The 23140-nt window shown below is 34.0% G+C and carries 21 protein-coding genes; 19 read left to right on the top strand and 2 right to left on the bottom strand.

All coding sequences use genetic code 11. The features are described 5' to 3' along the window. Nucleotides 1–19 precede the first annotated feature (19 nt). The 19 genes from QTL86_RS06370 to QTL86_RS06280 all read left to right on the top strand — a co-directional run bounded on the left by QTL86_RS06370 (nucleotide 20) and on the right by QTL86_RS06280 (nucleotide 21511). The gene (locus QTL86_RS06370; RefSeq protein ID WP_410496800.1) at nucleotides 20–2737 is read left to right on the top strand and encodes a phage tail tape measure protein; all 2718 of its coding nucleotides are present in this window, start codon (nucleotides 20–22) and stop codon (nucleotides 2735–2737) included. Then, nucleotides 2734–4536: a hypothetical protein gene (locus tag QTL86_RS06365; protein WP_410496799.1), complete on the top strand. Its 1803-nt coding sequence runs from the start codon at nucleotides 2734–2736 to the stop codon at nucleotides 4534–4536. The genes QTL86_RS06370 and QTL86_RS06365 overlap by 4 nt, the downstream gene beginning before the upstream one ends. 10 nt (nucleotides 4537–4546) lie before the next feature. Further along, complete coding sequence (locus tag QTL86_RS06360) at nucleotides 4547–5038, top strand: hypothetical protein (protein WP_410496798.1); 492 nt, start codon at nucleotides 4547–4549, stop codon at nucleotides 5036–5038. A gap of 1 nt (nucleotide 5039) precedes the next feature. Next, complete coding sequence (locus QTL86_RS06355; RefSeq protein ID WP_410496797.1) at nucleotides 5040–5525, top strand: hypothetical protein; 486 nt, start codon at nucleotides 5040–5042, stop codon at nucleotides 5523–5525. Nucleotides 5526–5538: 13 nt separating this feature from the next. After that, nucleotides 5539–5958 (top strand): holin family protein, encoded by a 420-nt coding sequence (locus QTL86_RS06350; RefSeq protein WP_410496796.1) that lies wholly within the window; start codon nucleotides 5539–5541, stop codon nucleotides 5956–5958. After that, nucleotides 5936–6616 (top strand): N-acetylmuramoyl-L-alanine amidase family protein, encoded by a 681-nt coding sequence (locus QTL86_RS06345; protein WP_410496795.1) that lies wholly within the window; start codon nucleotides 5936–5938, stop codon nucleotides 6614–6616. The genes QTL86_RS06350 and QTL86_RS06345 overlap by 23 nt, the downstream gene beginning before the upstream one ends. A gap of 67 nt (nucleotides 6617–6683) precedes the next feature. Beyond that, on the top strand, nucleotides 6684–6836 hold the full coding sequence (locus QTL86_RS06340) for an SHOCT domain-containing protein (RefSeq protein ID WP_410496794.1): 153 nt from the start codon (nucleotides 6684–6686) through the stop codon (nucleotides 6834–6836). Nucleotides 6837–6900: 64 nt separating this feature from the next. Then, nucleotides 6901–8019, top strand: a complete 1119-nt coding sequence (locus QTL86_RS06335) for a recombinase family protein (RefSeq protein ID WP_410496793.1) — start codon at nucleotides 6901–6903, stop codon at nucleotides 8017–8019. A 160-nt stretch (nucleotides 8020–8179) separates the two neighbouring features. After that, nucleotides 8180–8500, top strand: coding sequence for a hypothetical protein (locus tag QTL86_RS06330; protein WP_410496792.1), 321 nt, complete (start codon nucleotides 8180–8182; stop codon nucleotides 8498–8500). Nucleotide 8501: 1 nt separating this feature from the next. After that, on the top strand, nucleotides 8502–9431 hold the full coding sequence (locus QTL86_RS06325; RefSeq protein WP_410496791.1) for a recombinase family protein: 930 nt from the start codon (nucleotides 8502–8504) through the stop codon (nucleotides 9429–9431). Further along, nucleotides 9428–11038, top strand: a complete 1611-nt coding sequence (locus QTL86_RS06320) for a recombinase family protein (RefSeq protein WP_410496790.1) — start codon at nucleotides 9428–9430, stop codon at nucleotides 11036–11038. The genes QTL86_RS06325 and QTL86_RS06320 overlap by 4 nt, the downstream gene beginning before the upstream one ends. A 321-nt stretch (nucleotides 11039–11359) precedes the next feature. Then, on the top strand, nucleotides 11360–12790 hold the full coding sequence (locus tag QTL86_RS06315) for a hypothetical protein (protein ID WP_410496789.1): 1431 nt from the start codon (nucleotides 11360–11362) through the stop codon (nucleotides 12788–12790). A gap of 145 nt (nucleotides 12791–12935) precedes the next feature. Further along, on the top strand, nucleotides 12936–13292 hold the full coding sequence (locus QTL86_RS06310; protein ID WP_410496788.1) for a hypothetical protein: 357 nt from the start codon (nucleotides 12936–12938) through the stop codon (nucleotides 13290–13292). A 305-nt stretch (nucleotides 13293–13597) separates the two neighbouring features. After that, on the top strand, nucleotides 13598–14557 hold the full coding sequence (locus tag QTL86_RS06305) for a recombinase family protein (protein WP_410496787.1): 960 nt from the start codon (nucleotides 13598–13600) through the stop codon (nucleotides 14555–14557). 231 nt (nucleotides 14558–14788) lie between these two features. Next, the gene (locus QTL86_RS06300) at nucleotides 14789–19207 is read left to right on the top strand and encodes a cellulose binding domain-containing protein (protein WP_190283333.1); all 4419 of its coding nucleotides are present in this window, start codon (nucleotides 14789–14791) and stop codon (nucleotides 19205–19207) included. 22 nt (nucleotides 19208–19229) lie between these two features. Next, a complete protein-coding gene (locus tag QTL86_RS06295) occupies nucleotides 19230–20138 on the top strand; it encodes a hypothetical protein (RefSeq protein WP_127066733.1) in 909 nt (302 codons plus the stop codon). A 309-nt stretch (nucleotides 20139–20447) separates the two neighbouring features. Beyond that, nucleotides 20448–20747 carry a YciI family protein gene (locus tag QTL86_RS06290; protein WP_127066734.1) on the top strand — a complete coding sequence of 100 codons (300 nt, stop codon included), beginning with the start codon at nucleotides 20448–20450 and terminating at the stop codon, nucleotides 20745–20747. Between the two features lie 19 nt (nucleotides 20748–20766). Further along, a complete protein-coding gene (locus tag QTL86_RS06285) occupies nucleotides 20767–21315 on the top strand; it encodes a dihydrofolate reductase family protein (protein WP_127066735.1) in 549 nt (182 codons plus the stop codon). A gap of 4 nt (nucleotides 21316–21319) precedes the next feature. Continuing rightward, nucleotides 21320–21511 carry a YwbE family protein gene (locus tag QTL86_RS06280; protein ID WP_410496786.1) on the top strand — a complete coding sequence of 64 codons (192 nt, stop codon included), beginning with the start codon at nucleotides 21320–21322 and terminating at the stop codon, nucleotides 21509–21511. Between the two features lie 131 nt (nucleotides 21512–21642). Here QTL86_RS06280 and QTL86_RS06275 read toward each other — a convergent pair whose 3' ends face one another. Together QTL86_RS06275 and QTL86_RS06270 are read right to left on the bottom strand one after the other, a co-directional pair. Beyond that, nucleotides 21643–21876 carry an integrase core domain-containing protein gene (locus QTL86_RS06275; protein WP_243118599.1) on the bottom strand — a complete coding sequence of 78 codons (234 nt, stop codon included), beginning with the start codon at nucleotides 21874–21876 and terminating at the stop codon, nucleotides 21643–21645. 130 nt (nucleotides 21877–22006) lie between these two features. Then, complete coding sequence (locus QTL86_RS06270; protein ID WP_410497296.1) at nucleotides 22007–23137, bottom strand: reverse transcriptase domain-containing protein; 1131 nt, start codon at nucleotides 23135–23137, stop codon at nucleotides 22007–22009. Nucleotides 23138–23140 lie beyond the last annotated feature (3 nt).

Genomic DNA, 23140 nt, shown 5'->3' with positions numbered 1-23140 from the left:
TTGACCTAAATGGGAGGAGGTGACAGATATAGCTAGTAAAATTAAAGGTATCACCATTGAGATTGGTGGTGATACCAAGCCTCTTGAGAAGGCTCTTAGTGATGTTAATAAAAGTAGTAGGACTCTCCAATCAGAGCTAAGGGATGTCGAAAAGTTACTTAAGCTCGACCCAGGAAACACAGAATTAGTTGCTCAGAAGATGAAACTCTTACAGGAGCAAACTACAAATACCACTGAAAAACTTAAACGATTAGAAAATGCTCAAGATCAGGTCAACAGACAATTTAGAGAAGGCAAGATTAATGATGAGCAGTACAGAGCCTTTAATCGCGAAATAGAAGAAACAAGAATTCAGCTGAGACAACTGGAAGAGACAGCTGATGAATCCGTAGATGAGATTGAAGAATTGGGAGAAGCTAGTGAAAAATCAGAAGGTAAGCTCTCTAAACTAGGTTCTATGGCAGGAAGTGCGGCTAAATCTATTGGCAGTATGGCAGTGAAAGGAACTGCTACTGCCTTAGTAGGTATTGGTACAGCAGCTGCCGGCATTGGTGTTGCAGCTGTTAAGAGTGCAGACGATGCTCAGAAAGCACTCAATAGTTTACAAGTGCAAACAGGTGCTACAGATAAGGAAATGAAGAGCCTTGAAGAGGGTATGATGAGTATCTATCGTAATAACTTTGGAGAAAACTTTGAAGATATTGCTAGTTCCATGGCTACCATTGCTCAGCAGACTAACATGACTGGAGCTGAGCTTGAAAATGCAACAATAAATGCCTTGATGCTGAGAGACAGCTTTGATTTTGATGTAACTGATACTACGAGAGCTGTTAATCAGATGATGAAAGAATTTGGTGTGACTGCAGATGAAGCTTATACCTTAATTGCTCAAGGGGCTCAAGAAGGACTTAATGCCAATGATGACCTCTTAGATACCATCAATGAGTATAGTGTCCATTTCAGACAGTTAGGTCTAGATGCAGAAGACATGTTCAATATGCTAGAAAATGGTTCTGAGCAAGGAACCTTTAGTATTGATAAATTAGGCGACTCAGTTAAGGAGTTTGGTATTCGTGTTAAGGATGGTAGTAATACCACCACAGAGGCTTTTGAAGCATTAGGATTAGATAGTGAAGACTTAACAGCAAGATTTTCAGAAGGCGGAGAAACGGCTTCCAAAGCGTTTGATGAAGTCATTTCAGCTCTTATGAAGTGTGATGATAAGGTGGTTCAAAATGCAGCTGGTGTAGGTCTATTTGGTACTATGTTTGAGGACTTAGGCGTAGAAGCTATGGAGGCATTAACTAATGTAAATGGAGAGTTTAATAAGTCAGCGGATACCTTGGCTAAGATTAATAAGATTAAATACAATGACCTAGGCAGCGCTATTAGTGGTATAGGAAGGATTATTCAAACAGATTTCCTTATTCCTCTCGGTAAGGAAGTACTTCCTTTACTGAGTGAGTTTGCTAATGCACTAAGTAAAGGCTTTAGTGGTGATACCTTAACAAGTTTTACAGCCTCTATAAATACATTTGCCACAGGAATGGTTAATAAGTTAACTGAGATTCTGCCTAATCTAGTCAAAGTCATAAGCGATGTACTTAGTGGATTGGCCTCAGCCTTAGCAGATGTTATTCCTACAGTTTTACCTCTGCTCATGGATGGGGCATATCAACTCATTAATGCGCTGATTACAGTGATTCAGGAAAACGCTCCAGTCTTTGCAAGCTTAGCTGGTGAGTTGATAACTGGTTTTATTACCTTCTTAATGGAAACATTGCCAACACTAGCAGATGCTACATTACAAATAGTTATTACATTGATAAATGCTTTATCTGAATCCCTTCCCACCTTAATTCCGGTTATGGTAGAAGGGATTTTGAATTTAGTTCAAGCGATTCTAGATAATTTGCCAGCCTTTATTGAAGCTGCTATTAATATGATTCTAGCTCTAGTAGAAGGTCTACTTAATGCACTACCTACCCTGCTAGAGCAAGCACCTGTTTTGATAAGACAACTGGCGGATAGCATTATCGCAGCTATTCCAATGCTTATTGATGCTGCTATACAAATTATTGTTGGGTTAGTAGAGTTTATTTTAAACAATATTGATAAGATTGTTCAAACAGCTATTGAATTAGTGATTGCTTTATCTATGGGATTAATTGAAGCCATCCCTAAACTAATGGAAGCTACACCAAAGCTAGTTAAAGCAATTATTGATGTATTTAGAAATACTAACTGGGGTGAGGTAGGACTGAATTTGGTGAAAGGAATTGCTACAGGGATTGCAAATGGTGTAGGCTCTGTAGTACAAGCAGCAAAAAACATGGCAAGTAGTGTATGGAATAGTATTACAAGTACTTTTGATATGCATTCCCCTTCAAGACTGGCTATTAGAGTCTTTCAGAAAGATTTTGTAGAAAAAGGGATTGGTCAAGGTATTTTAAAAGGTATTCCAGAAGTGGTGAGAGATACAAAGCAGATGGGAGAAAGTATTGTTAGTGCGATGCAAGCTATTCCAAATATTGCTGTAAAAACACAGTTACAAGGCGTAGAAAGCAGAAATGCTGGATTGTTTAACACCTTGATGCCTACAACAGCTCATTATGAGGATGGGGATATTATTATTCAAACTATGAATATCAATTCAAAAGAAAACGCTCAGTATTTTGCAGAATACCTTTACACGCTAAAGAAAGCTAGAAATAGGACTATAGGGGTGATGACATGATTGAGCTTTATACCTTAGAAAATCTAATAATTCCTTATGCTAGTATTCCCATAACAAATGGTTCTGTAACTGGTGAGAGAAATGGCTACTACAAATTATCTTTCTCAATCCTAAGTAAGTATCTCAAAGAACAGAATATCAGCATTAACCAGAAAACCATCTTTAAAGCAGATGGCCTTTTTTATGTCTGTACGGATTTATCCGATAGTGACACTTCTAAAATTGAATTAACCTATAATGCTGAGCTACTTCAAACACAGATATTGATGTTTAAGTTCCTTAATGAATTTAAGCTTAAGAGTACCTGTGTTTCAGAGGCTCTTACTTATTTATTTGCAGGAACTATTCTTGAAGTAGGGGAGTGTAATGATACACTTACTTTTGACTTTGAAGTAATAAAAAATAATGCTCAATATGCCCTTAGTCAGTTATTAGAAATTACCAAAACAGAAGTAAGCTATGAGGGATTAAAGGTTCATATAAGAACACCTAACTGGCAAAAGAATATTAAAACACTAACCAAAGGTAGGGATTTTACAACTCTAGATGAGAGTACAGATGTATCAGATGTTATCACTAAGTTGTATTACCAGGATACAAAAGGTGAACTGAGTGGTTATATCGCAAGTACCAATGCTAGCTTCTATAATTTTGTGAGAGAAGGATATCAAGAATTCGACGCTGAGGATGAAATAACACTTATGAGTTTGGCTTCTAGTTATTTAGCTACAGTAGATCAGCCAACTTGTAGTATTTCAATCAGTATTCCTAAGATAAGAAAACTGTCTCTAGAGCTTTGTGAACTGGTTAATATTCATAACACTCTGCTGGATAAGGAAATGGTCTATAAGGTGGTAGGGTATAGCAAAAGCTTATCTACTGGAGAAGATACTTATCAATTAGGTGCCCGTAAGAAGGATTTTACGGATATTGAACAAATCATTACAGAAAAGGCGGAGGAAGTCGTTCAGGAGGTTGTTCAAAATGTCATTGTGGAAGTGATAGAGCAGGAAGTTATTAGTGCCAAGACTGCTCATATTCTCAATGCTTGGATTAGAGACTTGAATGTAGAATTCCTTGAAACAAACTTTGATGCTTTAGATGTAAGAAAAGATTACCCTGAAGGTGGCATTCGTAACTTTATCAGGATTAAGGAAGAGCAAATAGACTTTGTAACCCAAACACTCAGTGATACAGAAATACAAGATTATCAAAACAAAGATAGTGACCAAATTTATTACACAGCTATTGAAGACCATATGCAGGCATATAAGTATTTCACGATTACTTCGCCAACTAGTATCTATCAGGATTTAAAAGAGGCGGATATTGATAAGTTTAAAGTCAAGGTGAGAAAAGTACTCACTGAGAGTGTAAAGGCTTCTTTCACTTTTGGACTGATAGGAGATACTCAGTTTCCACTTATGCGTTGGGGTGTTGGTACAGATGCTAGTGGCACAACTGACAAGGGTAAAGGTTTTATTTATAAGGAACTAGATGGACTTGTTTTTAAGTATATTACAAGTACAGGTGCTACTCATCAAATTAAATTAGGTGAAAATGGTATTGAAGGTATAGAAGCCGGTGGTGGAGAAACTATTATTCAAAACATCAATATGGGAGGCCTTATTGAAATTCCAGGACAAGCCCTAACTAAGGCATCTTTTAGTAGTACAGGCGTAGTTGTAGAACACGGAGAAACCACAACTACTTTTACATGGAGTAAAGATAATGAAGGGAAAATTACTTCCTTATATAATTCTCAAACAGGTTTAACTGTACCTGTCAGCTGGAGTTAGGAGTAGGACAATGATATTAAATGATTTTAGTACAGGCTTTTTAAGTGCTTTAGCATCTTTTGGTATTTCAAGTGGTGATGGTGGGACGAGTGGTTTACCTGATATGAGTACCTTAACCTTTGTAAATTGTGCCCGTTACACAGGAGACATTGGGGAAGGAGCTAGCTACCTAAGTGCAACTGCCTATAACACCGTATTTAGTAGCCGCTTTAGCTATATTCCTAGAAAGGGTGGCATTGTTATAATGGGTGCTTATCAACTTGAAGATTGGGAGGATTTTAGCGGTGGAACACCAAGAGCTATGCTTAGAATCACTGCTGATAATGTAGTTATTTTCGAAGGAGAAGTAACAGGATTTTTCTCTAGTAAAACACCAGCTAATCCTAGAGCATTTACCTATCAGAGTTCTTTTAATATAGAAGCTAAAAGACTCAATATGACAGATGGTATGGCACTTGAACTTTATCAAACCATGATTGTTGGTTATAAGCAAGAGGTGTGAAATGAGTGATATAGATTTCAAAAATGGCTTTCTTTGTGGGCTATTAGGAACAGGGCTAGGCATAGGCGGAGGTAATGCAAGTGGTGGAAGTGAAGGAAAACTACCAAGTATAGAGGAGATAAGTGTTGTCAACCTAGCAGCTTATAAGAATGTAAGTACTTATATTAAAGCTAATACCTATACAACCGTTTTATCTAGTAGTTTTGGTTATATGCCTAAGCAAGGTTATGTTATGATTGGTGGCTACGACCTATACGATTTTGAAGGAGATGATTGGTCTTCTTCACCTCGTGCAAATGTACGTATTATAGTAGATGGTCAGATTGTTTTTGAGGGAGAAACGCGAGAGTTATTTAAGGATGTATCAGTTAATCCACCTATAGTTTATCAATATCAATCTAGTTTTGATTTAGTTGCAAAAAGGCTTAACTTATCAGATGGAATGAAAATACAATTAAAAGAAACAATGATAATCGGACTTAAATAGAAAGGAACAGAGGATGAAGGATTTAATAGAAGGAATTAGACTCACCATTGCTACGGTCGGTGGTTTTATAGGAGGCATAATGGGAGGCTTTGATGGACTCATTTATTCATTAATAGCTTTTGTACTGATAGACTATTTAACAGGTGTCATGGCTGCTATCGTAGACCGTCAACTATCTAGTGAAATAGGGTTTAAAGGGATTTTTAAGAAGGTTAGCATTTTTATGCTGGTGGCAGTAGGGCATATTATAGATTCGAAATTGTTAGGCAGTGGCACGGCACTTCGCACGGCCATTATTTTGTTTTATACCTCTAATGAAGGGATTAGCATCTTAGAAAATGCAGCGCGTATGGGATTACCTATTCCTAAGAAAGTCAAATCAGTATTAGAGCAGCTGAAGAAGGATGGTGATGAAGATGAAGGTACAGAATAATTATTTGACTGTAAATGCTTATTCAAGACCAGGGAAAAAGATAGGGATAATTACTGGAATTGTGGTTCACTGGGTGGCTAACCCTATGTCCACTGCTTTGGCAAATCGAAACTATTTTGAAGGCTTAAAAGTAGGGAAGAAAAACAGTAATGGAAGCATTATCTATGCTAGTTCACATTATATTGTAGGGCTTGATGGAGAAGTGATTGCTTGTATGCCTGAAACTGAAGTAGCATATCATGCAAGTTCAGCTAATAGTCATCACCTAGGAATAGAGGTTTGTCATAAAGACTGGGAGGGACAGTTTGTAAGCCCTATCTATGAAACATTACTTGAACTTATTGTAGATATTTGCAATCGATATAAGCTTAATCCTCTTACGAATGTTATAAGACACTATGATGTAACAGGCAAGAATTGTCCTAAATATTATGTGGAGCACCCAGAAGCATGGGAGCAGTTGAAGAAAGAAGCAAATAAGCGATTACAAAAAGAAGAGATAGAAGAAATAATGATACAGCTTAATGGAAAAGAGAAAAAAGTTACTACTATTAATAAAGAAGGAACTAACTTTATTAAGCTTAGGGATTTAGCTGATGAGCATATAGATATCGGGTATGATAAAGAGAAAAGAATACCTATTGTAACAATTAAATAGTTGATGATATTTAGGGGGTGGCTCGATTGGGTCACCCTAATTTTTTATGCTTGTAAAGGAGATTTTGATGGATTCAATAAACAAAAATGAAATATATTATCAAGCTTCGGTATGTGTTCTAAATAAACTCTTGCAGCAGGGCATTATTACAGATGAAGAATATAAAAAAATAGATGCTTTAAACATTGAGAAATGGAAACCACTAATAGCTTCTATCTAGCCTTGATGTTATCTACTTTGTACGGTAACATGTCACTACCTTAAAAGAAATGGAGGAAATACTAATGTCGAAGAAGGTTACAGTAATTGAACCTACTCAAAAAAATGAAACAATAGAAGAAAGTAAACTTCGAGTTTGTGCCTATTGTAGAGTAAGTTCTATGCATGAAGAGCAGTTAAATTCATTTTCCAACCAAGTTACACACTATACTCAATATATTAACAGTAATCAAAACTGGTATTTTTTGGGTATATATGCTGATGAGGGGATAAGTGGAACAAGCAAAGAAAAGAGAACTGATTTTATGAGACTCATCAATGATTGTGAGTGTGGGCTAATAGATCTAGTAATTACTAAGTCCATATCCAGATTTGCAAGGAATACTGCAGATTGCATTGAGGTAGTGAGAAAGCTTAAAGAGATAGGAATAGGGGTATTTTTTGAGAAAGAAAATATTAATACACTTTCAGAAGAAAGTGAATTGGTACTTTCGATATTGAGCTCCATCGCACAAGAGGAAATGATTTCCTTATCAAAAAATATACGGTGGGCCAATCAGCGGCGATATAGTCAAGGTAAATTTCAAATTGCTCCCACGAAATTTTTGGGGTATGACGTTGATCCAGTAAAACAGACATTAGTCATAAATCAGGAGGAAGCCAAATTAGTAAAATATATTTTCCAGCAATATCTTTCAGGGAAAGGGACTGCTGTTATTGCAAGAGAGCTTAATCAAAAAGGTATTCCAACTATTACAAAAGCAACATGGCAGGGCTCTACAATAAATAGAATGATTAAAAATGAAAAATATTGTGGCGACGTGTTAATGCAAAAGACGATTACAGGAGATGAGATTACTTTTAAAAGAAAACGAAATAAAGGTGAGCAACCCCAATATTATATTAAAGACAACCATGAACCTATAATATCTAGAGAAGATTTTGAACGTGCTCAGAAGTTATCAATGGAAAGAAGACTAGCAAAAGGACTAACCGAGGATGTAGCTCAAAAAATGCAAAACCGCTATCCATTAACAAGTAAAATTATTTGTGGTAAATGTGGTTGTATATTAAGAAGAACTACTCAGAATTCAGGTACCACTTATCCAAGAGTCGCTTGGGATTGTAGTAGTAAAAGAAAAACCTACGGTACCAAATGCAAGGGGGGGCTCCATTCACGATGATGCTATTACAAAATTAACTATAGTAGTCCTACGAAAGCTGTATTTTAGCCTAGATAATTTATTAGTCCCTTATCGTAACGCTCTAAGAAATATTGAAAAATTAAAAGATAATAAAGAGATAGCGGAATATGATCTGCAGATTCAACAAGTAATCAGCCAAATGAGGGTTCTTGCTGATTTGTCAGCTAATGGAAATTTAACACCTATGCTATATACTGCTCAAAACAACGAGTTGTGTGCAAAGATGGATGAATTAAAGAAAAGGAAACAGGTTTTAGCTGACAAGTATTTTTCCACTATCCGCAATTTAAATGATACCGATAAGATAATCTCACGATTAAAAGATACACAGGGAGTAATTCGTAGTTTAGATAAGGAATTAGTTGATGCTATCATTTACACCATAATAGTTTACTCAAGAAACAATATCGTATTCAAATTAAAAAATGGTATAGAGTTACCTGAAAAAATAGGAGACTGATATGTTTAGACACCTACCCTATGGTTATAAATTGAATCTAGAAAATAGGATTGTACTGAATGAGAAGGAGGCACCATTTGTTGAGGCTATTTTTGAAAAGTACTTGTCTGGCGTATCACAAATAGATATTACAAAATGGTTAATCAAAGTGAATGCTCCTACACCTTCAGATACATGGAAATACAGAAGTATAGGATATATTCTTAAAAATAAAAAGTATCAAGGAACAAATCAATTTCCGTCTATTATTTCAAAAAATATGTATTTGGAAGTTAATAAGAGTAGATATGAAGAAGGACGTTATAAAAGTACTTATTATAATAACACGCCCTATAATAAAAAGAAAAAATACCCCTTTACTGGTATAGTAGTATGCGGAAAATGTAATCAAACTTGTCAAAGTCATATTGTTTGTCCTAATAAGCCTTATAGAAGACAAGTATGGCGTTGTGGCAATTATATATCAGAGGGAAAAGTATCCTGTAGGATAAGCATTGATAATACAGAACTTGAGCAATTATTTATACAAGTATTCGCTGAATTTTACAATAAATTTGAGAGCCTTGAAAAAGTGCCTGTTAAAAAAGAAAGTACAAAGACTAGTTATGAGTTATTAAAAGTTGACCTAGTAATAAAAGAGGCATTGCAAGAAAGCACACCCAATACACAGATGATATTGGATTTATTAGATAGACGAGTTAAAGAAATATGGGACCATACAGTACTGGACGATTATGAAGAAGAAAGTGCAAAACTGCGCGAGTTATTATATGAAATAAAGGAAGTACCACAAGAATTTGATGGTAATTTATTTAATAAGGTTATAAAACAGGTCACTTTATTCCCATCAGGTAAAGTGGATTTTGTATTTTTAAATAATATTGTACTACACAAGAATTATACGGATTACAGTAAACGTGGGAAGGAATGAAAATTGTGACAAGAAATGTAGCAGTCATACCAGCTAGGCCGGTGTTTGAAATCGCTGGAAGGCAAGAAATAGCTAAACTTAAAGTATGTGCTTACTGTAGAGTAAGTACAGATAATGAGGAGCAGCTCACAAGTTATCAAGCACAAATGAACCACTATTCTGACCTTATAGCACAGAATCCTAGTTGGGATTTTGCAGGTATTTATGCTGATGAAGGCATTAGTGGAACAAGTACTAAAAATCGAGTACAATTTAACAAAATGATAGAAGATTGTAAGGCCAATAAAATAGACCTGGTACTCACCAAATCTATTTCTCGATTTGCTAGAAATACCTTGGATTGTTTAAAGTATATTAGAATTTTAAAAGAATATAAAGTGGCAGTCTTTTTTGAAAAGGAGAATGTCAATACACTGGATTCTAAAGGTGAATTTCTCCTCACGCTACTTTCTTCCTTGGCACAAGAAGAGAGCAGGTCGGTCTCATCGAATACGCGGTGGGGGATAACCCATAAGTTCCAGCAGGGAGAAATAATGCTTAACTATACTCAATTCCTGGGTTACACCAAAGATGAACAGGGTCACCTAGTTATTGTTCCTAAGGAAGCTAAAATTATTAAACGAATCTACAAAGATTATCTAGAAGGTAAAAGTGCAAAGCAAATAGCTAGAGAACTTACTAAGGATAGAGTTACGCCACCAGGTGGAGGAAAGAAGTGGTTTGATTCAACGATATTAAGTATTTTACGAAATGAAAAGTATTATGGTGATGCCATTCTTCAAAAAAGCTACACTGAAGATTTCCTTACAAAAAAGAGAATTAAGAATACAGGCCAACTTCCACTATACTATGTAGAAAATAGCCATCCAGGGATTGTGACAAAAGAAGTGTTCATGAAGGTACAGGAAGAAATATTAAGGCGCAACAACCTACCAGGTGCTTCAAAAGGTGGAACCATGACTTATCAATCCAAGTTTGCCTTGGCTCACCGAATAGTATGTAGCGAATGTGGTACAACTTTTAGAAGGTGTACTTGGACATATACAGGCGAAAAAGTTCGCGTATGGCGCTGTGGCAAAAGAATAGCCACAGGTGGAAAAGGCTGCAAAGCAGAAGCCCTATATGAAACCGATATTCAAGAGGCATTTGTAAAGGTAATGAACGAGCTACTCCAAAATCAAGAAGCCTTTATAGGACAACTGATAGACAACATTGATAAGGTACTGAATCAACAGTTACAGAACAAGGATAAGGTGACTACAAGAATTGAAGAGCTATCAGATATATTGACAAGATTAGTAGAGAGCCAATCTAGAAGGAGGTCTACAACAGATGTCTCTGAAGAAGAGTATATTAATATTTCAAATGAGTACAATGAGCTGGTTAAGCAGCAAGATAAGAGGCTAGCAAAGGAAAAGGAATGTGCTATGCGGAAGTTGCAGATTAAAGAACTAGTGGAAGTGCTAACTAGTAAAGGAGAGGTAATCACAGAGTATGATGATAAGATGCTACGCCAATTGGTAGAACGGATGTATGCTATGCCGAATAATGAAATAAAGTTTGAGTTTAAGTGTGGGATAGAAATAAATGCCAAACTAAAGAATTAGTTAGTTTATATTGTTGCTATACAGAAAAAGTGGTACAATATTACTAAACAAATCGAATATTATCAAAAAAGCCTAACATACATACGTGGAATAAGCTAACATCATTTTAGCTCACTGTAATGTTAGGCTTTTTTATTTTAGGGGAAAAGGGATTTATAATGGGTTACAGATTTGATATACTGCACTTAACTGGACAACAATAAGCAATTATTAGACAAAAGAGATCAAGAGAATTCATTACACAGGAATGTACCCATAGTAAATTTTCTATAGCTTCTCATCCTAAAGTAATGGGTAAAAATAATTTGAGATGGAGTTAATATGAATATTGAAAATGTTAGAAGTAAGATATTGGATCAATATAAAAAGCCTAAAAACACAAGTGCATATAGAAGCTATAAGATAAAAGTAAATAATATGATTTCGAATATCTGCGATGGAGATATAGCCTTTAATCGGTTCCCGTTTGAAGTATTGACAGACGAAGAAATAGTTATGTTTATTACTCAAATCTTAGATAGTAAAAATGAAGATAGGCAAATTGTGGCTAATTTAAGGTATAGTGGTATGAAATATGACTTTTCAGGAATTCTTGTAAAAGATGAAAAAACAAAAAAAGAAATGGAATTATTAGATGAGGTTATTAGTGAAACAAAGGGAAAAAAAATATCTGAATTCCCGAAATACAAAATTTCAAGGGAAATAGAAAAGAATAGATTTGATATACGTATGCTACACAATAAAAAGGAAGAAGTTATTAATGAGTTATATCAGCTCAATGAAAAAATTATTAGATTATTATATGATGAAAAAAAACTATATTTTTGTATAGGATTGGATTTTAGATGCTTTACCTATATAGAGGAATATTTAAAGTATGTTGACGAAGAAGTTAATGAACTGATTACGTTTATGATAGCATTAAATACAAGTATTACCAATAAGGCTCAAGTCTTTAAAATCTTAAAGCAAGTTGCAGATCAATATAGCACTTGTATGGACTTTCAAATTAGTAGACATATGAACCAACTAAAAGAACAACGTTTTAATAAATATGTAGCCACTGACTTTTCTATTAATATAGAAGAATTTACACAAAGTTATTTATTGTACAAGACATATTCTAATATGTATGAAGAAGAAAAATTCATAAAGAATTTATTAAGAAAAGAAGAAGAGAAGGAACCCTATAAATTTATTAATAATGCCTATACAGTTGAAAGACATTTACACATAGCAGATGATATGAATGAACTAAGAAACATGATTTTAGAAGGACATAATGATTTTAATTTTGAGAAAAAGTACGAGCAAACTTGCGACTTTATTATGAAATGTCAATATTTTGGAGAAGGCTGGATTAGCAAAGATAATTTTCAGGATGTAAAAAATTTTTATCGCGAAATTTTTATTAGTAGAGTTAAATATCCAAGATTAAGAAAAACTGCTATGAAAATGGTTGGTGATTATTTACACACGATTGACTCAGCTAAAGATGATGTTATGCCACCAGAAGCACACATATTTATGAGAACAAAATTAATTCGTGGATATTATAGAGAAAATGGCATATTAGATATAATTCAAGATAAAGATGAATTTCAAGAGTCTTTTAGAGAGGCACTACTAAAAACCCTGTTAGTTTACACTAATTGGGATACATTAGAGTATATTTATACACTTAACTGTAAGATGTTAAGCAAAATAAGAGATATTATTTTTCCAAACCTTATATTTCATCCAATAAAATAATGTAACAAAATCAATACATTGTATCGTTTAAGTACCAAATTAATTTTTTTGCAGAACTCGTTGTAGTAGAGTATGATATAGTGATTTTATAAGAAGGTTAGAACTTCTTATAAATAATTTGTATAAAATATTGGAGGATGAAACAATGAAAGGATATTTAGTATGCAACCACGATGAATCAGATGAACATTTTTATATTTGCACTTCAAATGATGAAATGAGAGGGCTATTAATTGAATTAAATATTGCGGCTCAGAAAAACTATTGTGAAGAAGAGGATCTCGATTTAGAAGATTTTGATATCGATAATCCTTGTCTAGAAGGTGCTGAGATTTCTGTGTATAAAATGAATGAGGTAATTAAAGCTATAGAAATATCGAATAATTTAGATGCTGAAGAAAAGGCAGAATATAAAAAGTTACTTAGTGAGAATGAGGAAATAGAGGCGGATAATGAATTGTTAGAAATTATCGAAGAGATAGATGAATATTACGTAGATTAAGTTGCCGAAAAGTCATCTAAACTAAATTTAATATTAAAAAAATATTTGTTGTGAGGAGAAATTAAGATTATATTTAACAGTAGAGGCTAAGTAACTTAAGTAGTGATAATATTTTATTATTAGATATAATATGGGTGAGCCTGATAAAATCAGGCTCTTTCTTGATTTAGGACATAAGTTTCTTCCTATTATATAGCAACTATTTTCTTCCCTATTTTCTAGTGCAACCCCCTATAAAATTTGCACCCCCGGGGGTACAATCATACATAATATTGCGTAAAAGTGCAGAAACTATTAAGTTTGACGTGCTAAGGCAAGAAGAGAGCTTAAGTTTGAGCCTCAACTCTACATGGGGTGTAAGAAGACGGTTTGAACAAGGTAAAGTGACTATTAATGAAAAGAAGTTCTTAGGTTATGACAAAGATAGTGAAGGCAATCTTATTATCAATGAAAGGCAAGCAGTCATTGTAAGAAGGATTTATAAGGATTTCCTAGATGGAAAAGGTACAGCCCATATTACAAGAGAGCTAGAAGAAGAGAAGGTTAAAAACTGGAATGGCACAAGTAAGTGGTATGAGAGCACAATAAAGAGCATACTCAGAAACGAAAAATACAAAGGTGATGCAATCTTGCAGAAGACTTATACAGTAGATTTCTTAACAAAGGAGCGTGTAAAGAATACTGGTAAAGTACCCAAATACTATGTAGAAGAAAGCCACCCAGCTATCATAGAACTTGAAACATGGGAAGCTGTTCAGTTAGAGATGGAAAGACGCAAGAAGTTTTGTGAAGAACATAATATAAAGAAGTTAGATACAAGATTACCTTTTTGGGGCAAAGTCATATGTGGTGTTTGTGGAACTGTTTACTGTAGAAAGACTTGGATGAATGATGGTGGTAAGAATAAAAGAAAGGTTTGGATTTGCAGTAATAGATATAGGACTAAAGGTGTAAAAGGATGTGATAGTAAGCATGTTGATGAAGAAGTGTTGAAAAAGGCTTTTATGGAGGTGGTTAATGTATTAGTAGAAAATAAGCAACATTTCTTAGACAAGTGGAGAGCTGAGTTAGAAGATAGTAATGCATTAAAACAATACAGGTTTAAGATGTTTATACGGATATTGGAACCAACATCTATGACAGGCGAGTTTGATGAAAGCTTATGCTTAAAGATTTTAGATCAAATAAAGGTAATAGATGGCAAAGGAAAAATGTACATTACATTATTGGATGGTACAAGTATGCAATGTAAAAATAACAATTAAAAGTTTAGGAAGTACTAATTAAATTTAAGCTAATATAGCTATGAAGTGAGCACCATCTTGGCAATTAAGCCTAAAATGGTGTTCATTTTGATATTAAGCATAACAACTACAAAATATTACATACATTTAGTACTTTCTACTGAAAAAAGTACATACGACAGTTTTGGACAAAATTTTGTTAATTTAAATATTATAATTATACAGAAAATAATTATAAAGGGGAGTTGCTATTTGAAAACCAGAAAAAGATTTTTAGCCTTTTCACTTGCATTTGCTCTAACGATGACATCATTGCCTGTTCAACTATTTGCACAAACAACAAAAGATGCATCAGTACCTATATCAGCACTTGTAGATACACAAACGACTACACCTGGAGCTATACAAATTAATCCCAATAAATATGTTGGAGATGGCTATGAAGTAGAGTTTAAAGTGGTAAATCAATGGCCAGGAGCATTCCAAGGAGAATTTGTACTTACCAACACTAGTGATAAACCACTAGAAAATTGGACATTAAAATTTGACTTTGAGCATGAAATAACTAATATGTGGAATGCTCAGATTGTAACACATGAAGCTAATAGCTATATTATTAAGAATATGGGGCATAATCAAGATATTACACCAGGTAGTAGTGTAAATATTGGCTTTCAAGCAAATTGTAGTGAGGAAATTAATATTCCTGAAAGCTATGATTTACTAATTGCTAAGCAAGAAGTAGGGGAAACAGACTACACAATTGACTTTAAAGTAATTAGTGATTGGGGACAAGCTTTTAATGGAGAAATTAGTATTACAAATAATACAGAAGAAGCAATTGAAGACTGGACTTTAGAATTTGACTTTGATAGGAATATAGAACGATTTTGGACAGCTGAGATAGTAGAGCATGAAGGTGAGCATTACATAATTAAAAATGCGGGATATAATGCTAATATCGCACCAGAGCAAACTATTACATTAGGCTTTTCAGGAAATCCTGGAAATGTAGATAGTGAGCCTACTAATTATGTGCTAAACCAATTAGGACAGATAGAAAAAAATGTTTCTAAAATTGTAATCAATCAAGACAAAGAAAATAGTGGTGAGTATATTGTTGGTACTGAAGATATATTGATAGATGGATATATCGAAGGAGAGGAAAAGGAAAAAATAACAGAAATACATTATGAATTGATTAATTCTGATGATGAGATTGTTACAGGGATTGCTGAAGGAACATTAGAGTGGAAAGTTTCTGATTTGCCAATCACATTAGGACAAAATCAGCTTCAAATCAAGGCAATTACTAATGGGCAAGTAGCTATAAACCACTCATTGGTTATTGACTATGTTAGTACTGAACTTCAAATGGCAGAAGAGTTATATATTCCAACAAGAATAGATGCGGATGCTATAATAGAAACAATTGTAGGTGTGTGGGAAGATGAAAATAATACATCGGAAGATACTATTGAGAATCAAACAGTATTATTGGTAAAAGATAGCAATCCACTCTTAGAAGCATTAAAAATGGGTGAATTAGCAGAAAGACAGGTTGTGTTTATTCCACCCAATGAAGAGAATCCTATGCCATTTGCTAAAGTGATTTTAGGCTATGCAAAATTATCAGATGACTTGACCTATAATAATTTTGATAGTGGTTTAAGAGAAAAATATCCACCAGAAGAATATGATGATGATTTATATTATGTCATTTATACAACTGAAGCAAGTTTAAAGGATTTGTTTAATTCTGATATGCGTATTAGAGCAGATCAAATTAACCTGGAAAACCCTATAGCTTTTTCAACATTTGATTCGGATTTAGTTGTAAAAGATTCAAATAGCATTGTAGAAAATAATACAGATAACGTTACGTTTGCAACAAGGACGAGTTTAAATCCTGCTAATATGTCGAGAGGTGAATTTTTTGCTAAACAAATAGCTAATGAATTTAAACCTATCATTGATGGAAATAATAGTAAAATAGACTTTCTATTTGGATTAAAAGATACTGTGATTTATGACGATGATAAGGATTTAAAGACTAAAAATGATCAAATGAAAATTACAGGAACATTTGGATTAAGGCAATTGGCACCTAAGTTTGAGTATACGTGGAAAGGAACAATATTACCAGAACAGATGCGATATTCTATAGAATGCGGGAATGTGTCGGAGTTTTCCGTATCATATGCTGGTAAATTTAATATTGAAGACTTGACGAAAGGCCTGCCTAAATTTAAAAATAAAAGAGATTTAAGCTTAGCGGTATTTGATTACACAATAGCAGAAGGCACAGTTCAAGGTGTAGATATGAGTAATAATTTTGTGATAGGATGCGTGGGTATTAATTTGAAACCTGTATTTCCTGTTGGATATACAGTAACTAATATTGAAGGTTATAGCCAAGATCATACACTTGACCCTATTGCTGTAGTTATGTTGACCATGAATTTGGAGGGGAAAATAGAGTGCACGATGGATATCGTGTATAAGTTTAATGAAACTTACAAAACAGTAGTGGAAGTAGTTGATAGTAAAAAAGTGCAAAGTACATCTAATGCAATTGATGTGGGATTTGATAAAAAATTAATTTATAGTCAAACAAAAGAACCTGCAGAACATGAATTTTATATAGAAGGAAAAGGTGAAGCCACAGTAAAAAGTGGATTAGAAGGACAAGTTGGAGTTATGTTAGGAGGAATTATGCCAACAACTCTTGGTTTAGGCGTTGAAATGGGAGCAACGGCTGAGATGGATGGAAAAATAGAATTTATTCCTAAGTTTAATGTGGTTGGAAGTGTTAAAGGAAAAACATCTGTTGATGCCTTTGCTGAATTAGCATTAAGGTTAAAAGCTAAAACAACTATTGGAGATGCAAAAATTGAATGGAAAGATTACTTATTTAAAACTAACTTATATAGTAGAGAGTTTGAATGGACAAGTGCAGGAATCACAGGTAGAATATATGACGACCGAACGAAAGAACAAATAGATACTGAGGCTATTACGGATACACCACAAGCAATTTTAGAGAATAGAAAACCACTAGCAGATGTTGAAATTACAGTAGAAGGCAAGGGAAAAAGTTTAAAAGCAAAAACAGATGCAAGTGGGAATTATAAATTAAATAATTTGCAACCAGGAGAATATATTGTAACTTATCTAAAGAATGGATATAGTATAAGAAAAATACAAGTAAATATAGGTAATGAGACACGTAAGTTATATGTAAATATGAATAGAAAAAAATATGATATATCTGGAACTATAAAAGATACAAATTATAATCTTGTCCCAGAGGCTAAAGTAACAATAGTGCCAAAAGAAAAATATATTAGTCAACAACAGATAGTAATGACAGATGCAAATGGAGTTTTTAAAGTGCAAGGGCTAATAGCAGGAACTTATGAAATTTTTGTGGAAAAAGCAGGGTATATTACCGCTAAATATAGCAAATCTTCTAATTTCCATGTACCACTAGACTTGAAAATAGCTAAATGTTCAGGTTCTAAACTACATGGTAAAATTATTAAGGCAGATGATGATATGGACATGTCTAATAATACTCCACTTGCTGATGTTACAGTAAAAATATGGGGATTAGGACAGAATTGGGGTATTACTCAAGCAGTAAGTACTAATGCTAATGGAATGTATATGTTTACAGACCTACCATTAGGAGAATATAAGCTGGTTATTTCCAAAACAGGATATATGGAAGTAGAAGAATATGTTACTGTAGATAGCGAAAATACGATTACATATAATTTAGCATTGGAACTTATATCAAATTACAGTAAGGGTAACGGCACTGTTCAAGGAACTATAAGAGATGCACAGACAGGTACTGCAATATCTCATTATTTGCAAATTAAAGTTAGAAAAGGAATTAATAATACACGAGATAAAGTTAGTAACATAATTAATACAAAAAATGGTGCATATTCAATAGTATTACCAGCAGGAAATTATACCCTAGAGGTATTAGACATAAGTACAGATCTGCCAGATGAATCGTTACGTTATTCTAAGGGAATTATTAATGTCAAAGTTCTAGGCAATAAAACAATCAGAAATCAAGATGGGGTTCTGTCAAGAAGGCTAAAAAGCAATCAAATTAGGATAGTACTGCGTTGGGGAGCAACACCAAGTGATTTAGATGCTCATTTAGTAGGCCCAAGTAATATCAGCGGAGATAGGTTTCATGTATTTTATTCAAATAAAAATTACACTTCAACAAATAACAACTTAAATGTAGATTTAGATGTGGATGATACTAGTAGCTATGGACCAGAGACAATAACTCTCACTAATCCTGTTGCTTCAGGAGTAAGATATGCTTATTATGTACATGATTATAGCAATAAACATTCGAGTGATTCTTCTGAATTATCTTTTTCAAACGCAGTAGTAGAAGTATATACAAGTAATTCTTCTACACCTAAAGTATTTTCGGTACCCACAAATCCAGGGAAAGGAACCTTGTGGAAAGTATTTGAATATGACCCCAATACACATGAAATCATACCAGTCAATATAATGAAGTATCAGAGTAATCCTTCTCAAGTAGGCTATAGTCTTATAAGTACAGATGAGCAAGAACTTGACGAAGAAGTACAAATGATTTTAGATGATATAGAATACTCGGTCAAGGAATAAATGATAATTTGGAGGGAGATAGGTGAAAAAAATTATTTTAATTAGTTGTATAGCTTTGATTGGATTAGGAATCTATGGAGCAAGTGGTATGAGTAGTATGCAGAACAAGGATGATGTACAAACAATACAAGAGGAAGATAGACCCAAACACATAAAGTGGAGAGATGGGTTTACTAAAACAGAAGGAATGATCTATGTTCCTGAGACATATGAGGTAGCATATAATACGTTAGTAGCTCTTTATAACGAACGTAAACAAAAAGAAGGATTACAAGTAAATGTGGAGGATTTAGTCTGTAAAGAAGCAACGCTCATAAAGCACATAAAGGAGCAGAATAAAATAATTCCACAAGATTATCCACCTGGGACAATGCTATCTCCTTTTGTAAATTTAAAGGAGAAATATCTTAATAATATTATTTTTATCCCAAATAAATCATTAATAGATTATAAGAGTGGAAGAAATGGACTTACAAAAAAACAATTTAAATTGATTTCTGAACAAATTGATAGGTATGAGGCAGAAAGTAAGAAAGCTGATGAAAAATTGACAGAAGTTATGGAAATTAATAGTTCTATTAATCAACTACCAAGAAGCATACATGTTTTTTATTATCCTAGTGACGTATCAAGGCTTTGGCAACCTAGCATTAATATTGATTCGAATAATCAAACACTAGAGGTTCTTAATGATGGAGCATATGAGGGTTTTCTTTATGTTTTTGAAAAGAATGGAAAAGTTACTGTTAGTCATGATGATTTTGATGAAGAAGAAAAAGAAGTTAGCAATGATCTTATTAACATTAAGGATATAGAAAAAATTGTTTATTTATTTTTCTTATATGACTTTATTCCTGATAATCCTTCAGATCCATTTACTGATGGAACAAGTTTTTATTGGCCTAAAATGGTGGTATATAATATTAAATAGAGGATTTCAATTCACCCCGGGGGTATATTCCTACTATTAACGCCAAATAGTTTTCTAACTTTGTGCAAAGGCATGTTGAGACTGTAGTGAAGCTTTCTAAATAAACCCTAGTAAAACCAAGGCTTAGAGTGATTATGCTTTAAGCCTTTTTGTGTGTTTTTAGAGGTAAGTAGTATTTGCGGAAACATATCTTTAGGGGGCGGGGGTACGAACTATTTGGCGTAATTCAGCAGTAACGCGAAAAAGTATAGGATATTGTTGAAAGGTTTAAAATAAATTCTATTAAAGTGGTATTAAAGGAGAATACAGATGAAATATTTTATGGTTGAAGGCACATTGAAAGATGCACATTTAATAAATGATACGATTATGAAAGATCATATGGCATATACCCAAATGGCTACGGATCAAGGTGTAATCCTTATGTCTGGCCTTAAGAAAGATATGAGTGGTGGCATATTTGTTATGAAAGATGAATCAATTGAAAAGATAGAGGAATATTTGTCAAATGAGCCTTTTAGGGTTAACGAAATACAGACGTATAGAGTTGTAGAATTTTCAGCTCATTATTTTAACGAATCACCTAGTGAGTGGTTTAATAAAAAGTAATATATAAAGGAAGGCAATTATGAGAAAAGTAATTTTATATATTGCAATGAGCTTAGATGGTTACATTGCAGATGCAAAAGGTGGTGTAGAATGGCTGGGTGGTCAAGAGGTTAGTAGTAAGGAGATGGGAAGTTATCCAGAGTTTATTAAAACAGTTGATACAGTAGTAATGGGTTGGAAGACGTATCATCAAGTTGTAACAGAATTATCTCCTGATGAATGGGTATATAAAGGGATGAAAAGTTATGTGCTAACCCATCAGCAAAAGATTTCAACAAAAGAGGTTGTATTTACAGATCAGCCTTTAGAAGAAGTTATAGTGGCATTGAAGAACCAATCAGGACAGGCTATCTGGATTTGTGGCGGGGCTAGTATTGCAAATCAGTTAATAGAGAAGGATTTAATCGACCGTTACCACATTACGATTATCCCTACTTTGTTGGGTGAGGGTATTCGCCTTTTTGATAAAGTGCACCAAGAGCTTAGGTTGAAATTAGTCAGTACACAAAGTTATAATGGCATGATGGATGTTGTGTATGAAAGAAGAGAAAAGGTAGTGGAGGATTAATAACATGGATGGTACAAAGAGAAGTAATATTAAAGTAGGGGCAACTGTTCTAGTTGTTCAAAAGCAGGACCAGCGTACTGGTAAGCTAACAGAAGGAATAGTGAAAAAGATACTTACCAATTCACCTGAGCATCATCATGGTATAAAAGTAATGCTTGAGAGTGGTATGGTAGGCAGGGTGAAGGAAGTAAGGTAAGATTACTAATGAAAGATATGTAGAGGGGTAATAGTAGGCCTATTAATAACATTGAAGTTTAGACTAACTATTGGAGTATAGTCAATAGTTTGGACACGATTTGTAACGAAAAAATTTGTTGAGATCAACAATTATGCGTGCTGATCCCAGTATTCTGCGTCTAACTCATTTGGCATTTTATATCCAATCGCACCGTGGGGAAGACGATTGTTATATAGATTTTCAATGTACTCGAAAATATCTAGTCGAAGTTCCTCTAAGGTATGATAGTTTCTGCGATTGGTGCGATTCTTTTTGAGATATTTGAAAAAACTCTCACAACAAGCATTATCGAAAGGGTATCCTTTTTTAGAAAATGACTGCACAACATTATAGGAATCTAAGAGATTTCTAAATGCAAAAGCAGTATAATCGATTAAGAAAAAGGGATTGCTCCCTTTCCCTCATCTAAGAACCGTACGTGAGAGTTTCCCGCTCATACGGCTCAAGCATTTCTTAACCATTTCTGGCGGCAACAGTTTGTAGTCTTAGTCTTCTTTTGATAAAGTATTTCTCATCTATAAAAGGATTTCTAGATATTTGTAACTTTGGATGACGTCTGATATCAATTGTTCTTAGGTTAATAAGATAGTTCTTATCAGTCATAAATACCCATGGTTTACCATTTTTACTGTGCCAGTACTTGTTAAGTCGCCACCATTTGTTCTTCTGGGGATGTCTGTGTTTAGCCCATTGTTCTAATAGAAGATAAAGTGTATTGTTTACATACGAGAATGTACGACTTGCGACGACATGCTTATGGTAGTTTGTCCATCCTATTAGTATTGAATTTAATCTCCTGATTAAGTCTTCTTGTTTTTGAGCTTTGCCTTCCTTTAAGATTATAGTTGACATTTTCCTCATAAGTGCTTTTACGGAGTTTTTGGATGGGCGAATAATCAGTTTGTGTTGGTGTTTTCTAAATGTCCAACCTAGAAAGTCGAATCCATCATCGATGTGTACGACTGTTGTTTTCTCTTCTGATAATTCTAAACCACGTTCTTTTAGAAAATAGCGAATGAGTGACTTTAATTCTTCAGCTATTTCTTTGGTATTAGCTGTTACTATAAAATCATCGGCGTATCTAATCAGGTTAATCTTTGTTTTGGCTCGATAATGATTTTCTATTTTTCCTTTTGAATTACGATGGTAATGTTCTTGTATTAGTTTTTCAAGTCCATCAAGTGTCATATTAGCATAAAGACTGGAAATAGAGCCGCCTTGTGGTGAGCCTGTTTCTGTAGGAAATAGAACACTTTTATAGATGAATCCTGATTTTAAGAATTGTTTCATTATACGTTTATCCATAGGTATATTTTCTAGTAACCATTCGTGGTTTATATTGTCAAAACATCCTTTTATATCTCCTTCAAGTATCCATTGGGGTGAGCATTTTCTTGCAAGTACGCAGAAAATTTGTTCACAAGCATCCTTTGCACTTCTTCCTTTTCGGAACCCAAATGATACCTTGTCACCTTTAACTTCGGCTATGGGTTCTAGTGCAAAGGCATAAAGCGTTTGAATTGCTCTATCATACATAGTTGGGATGCCCAGAGGTCGTTTCTTTTTCTTATCTTTCTTTTCAATATA

Source organism: Cellulosilyticum sp. ST5 (assembly GCF_046529625.1).
In the GTDB taxonomy this organism is placed as follows: Bacteria; Bacillota; Clostridia; order Lachnospirales; family Cellulosilyticaceae; genus Cellulosilyticum; species Cellulosilyticum lentocellum.
Note: the sequence above shows the minus strand (reverse complement) of the source record. Positions and strands in the feature narration are given on the sequence as shown.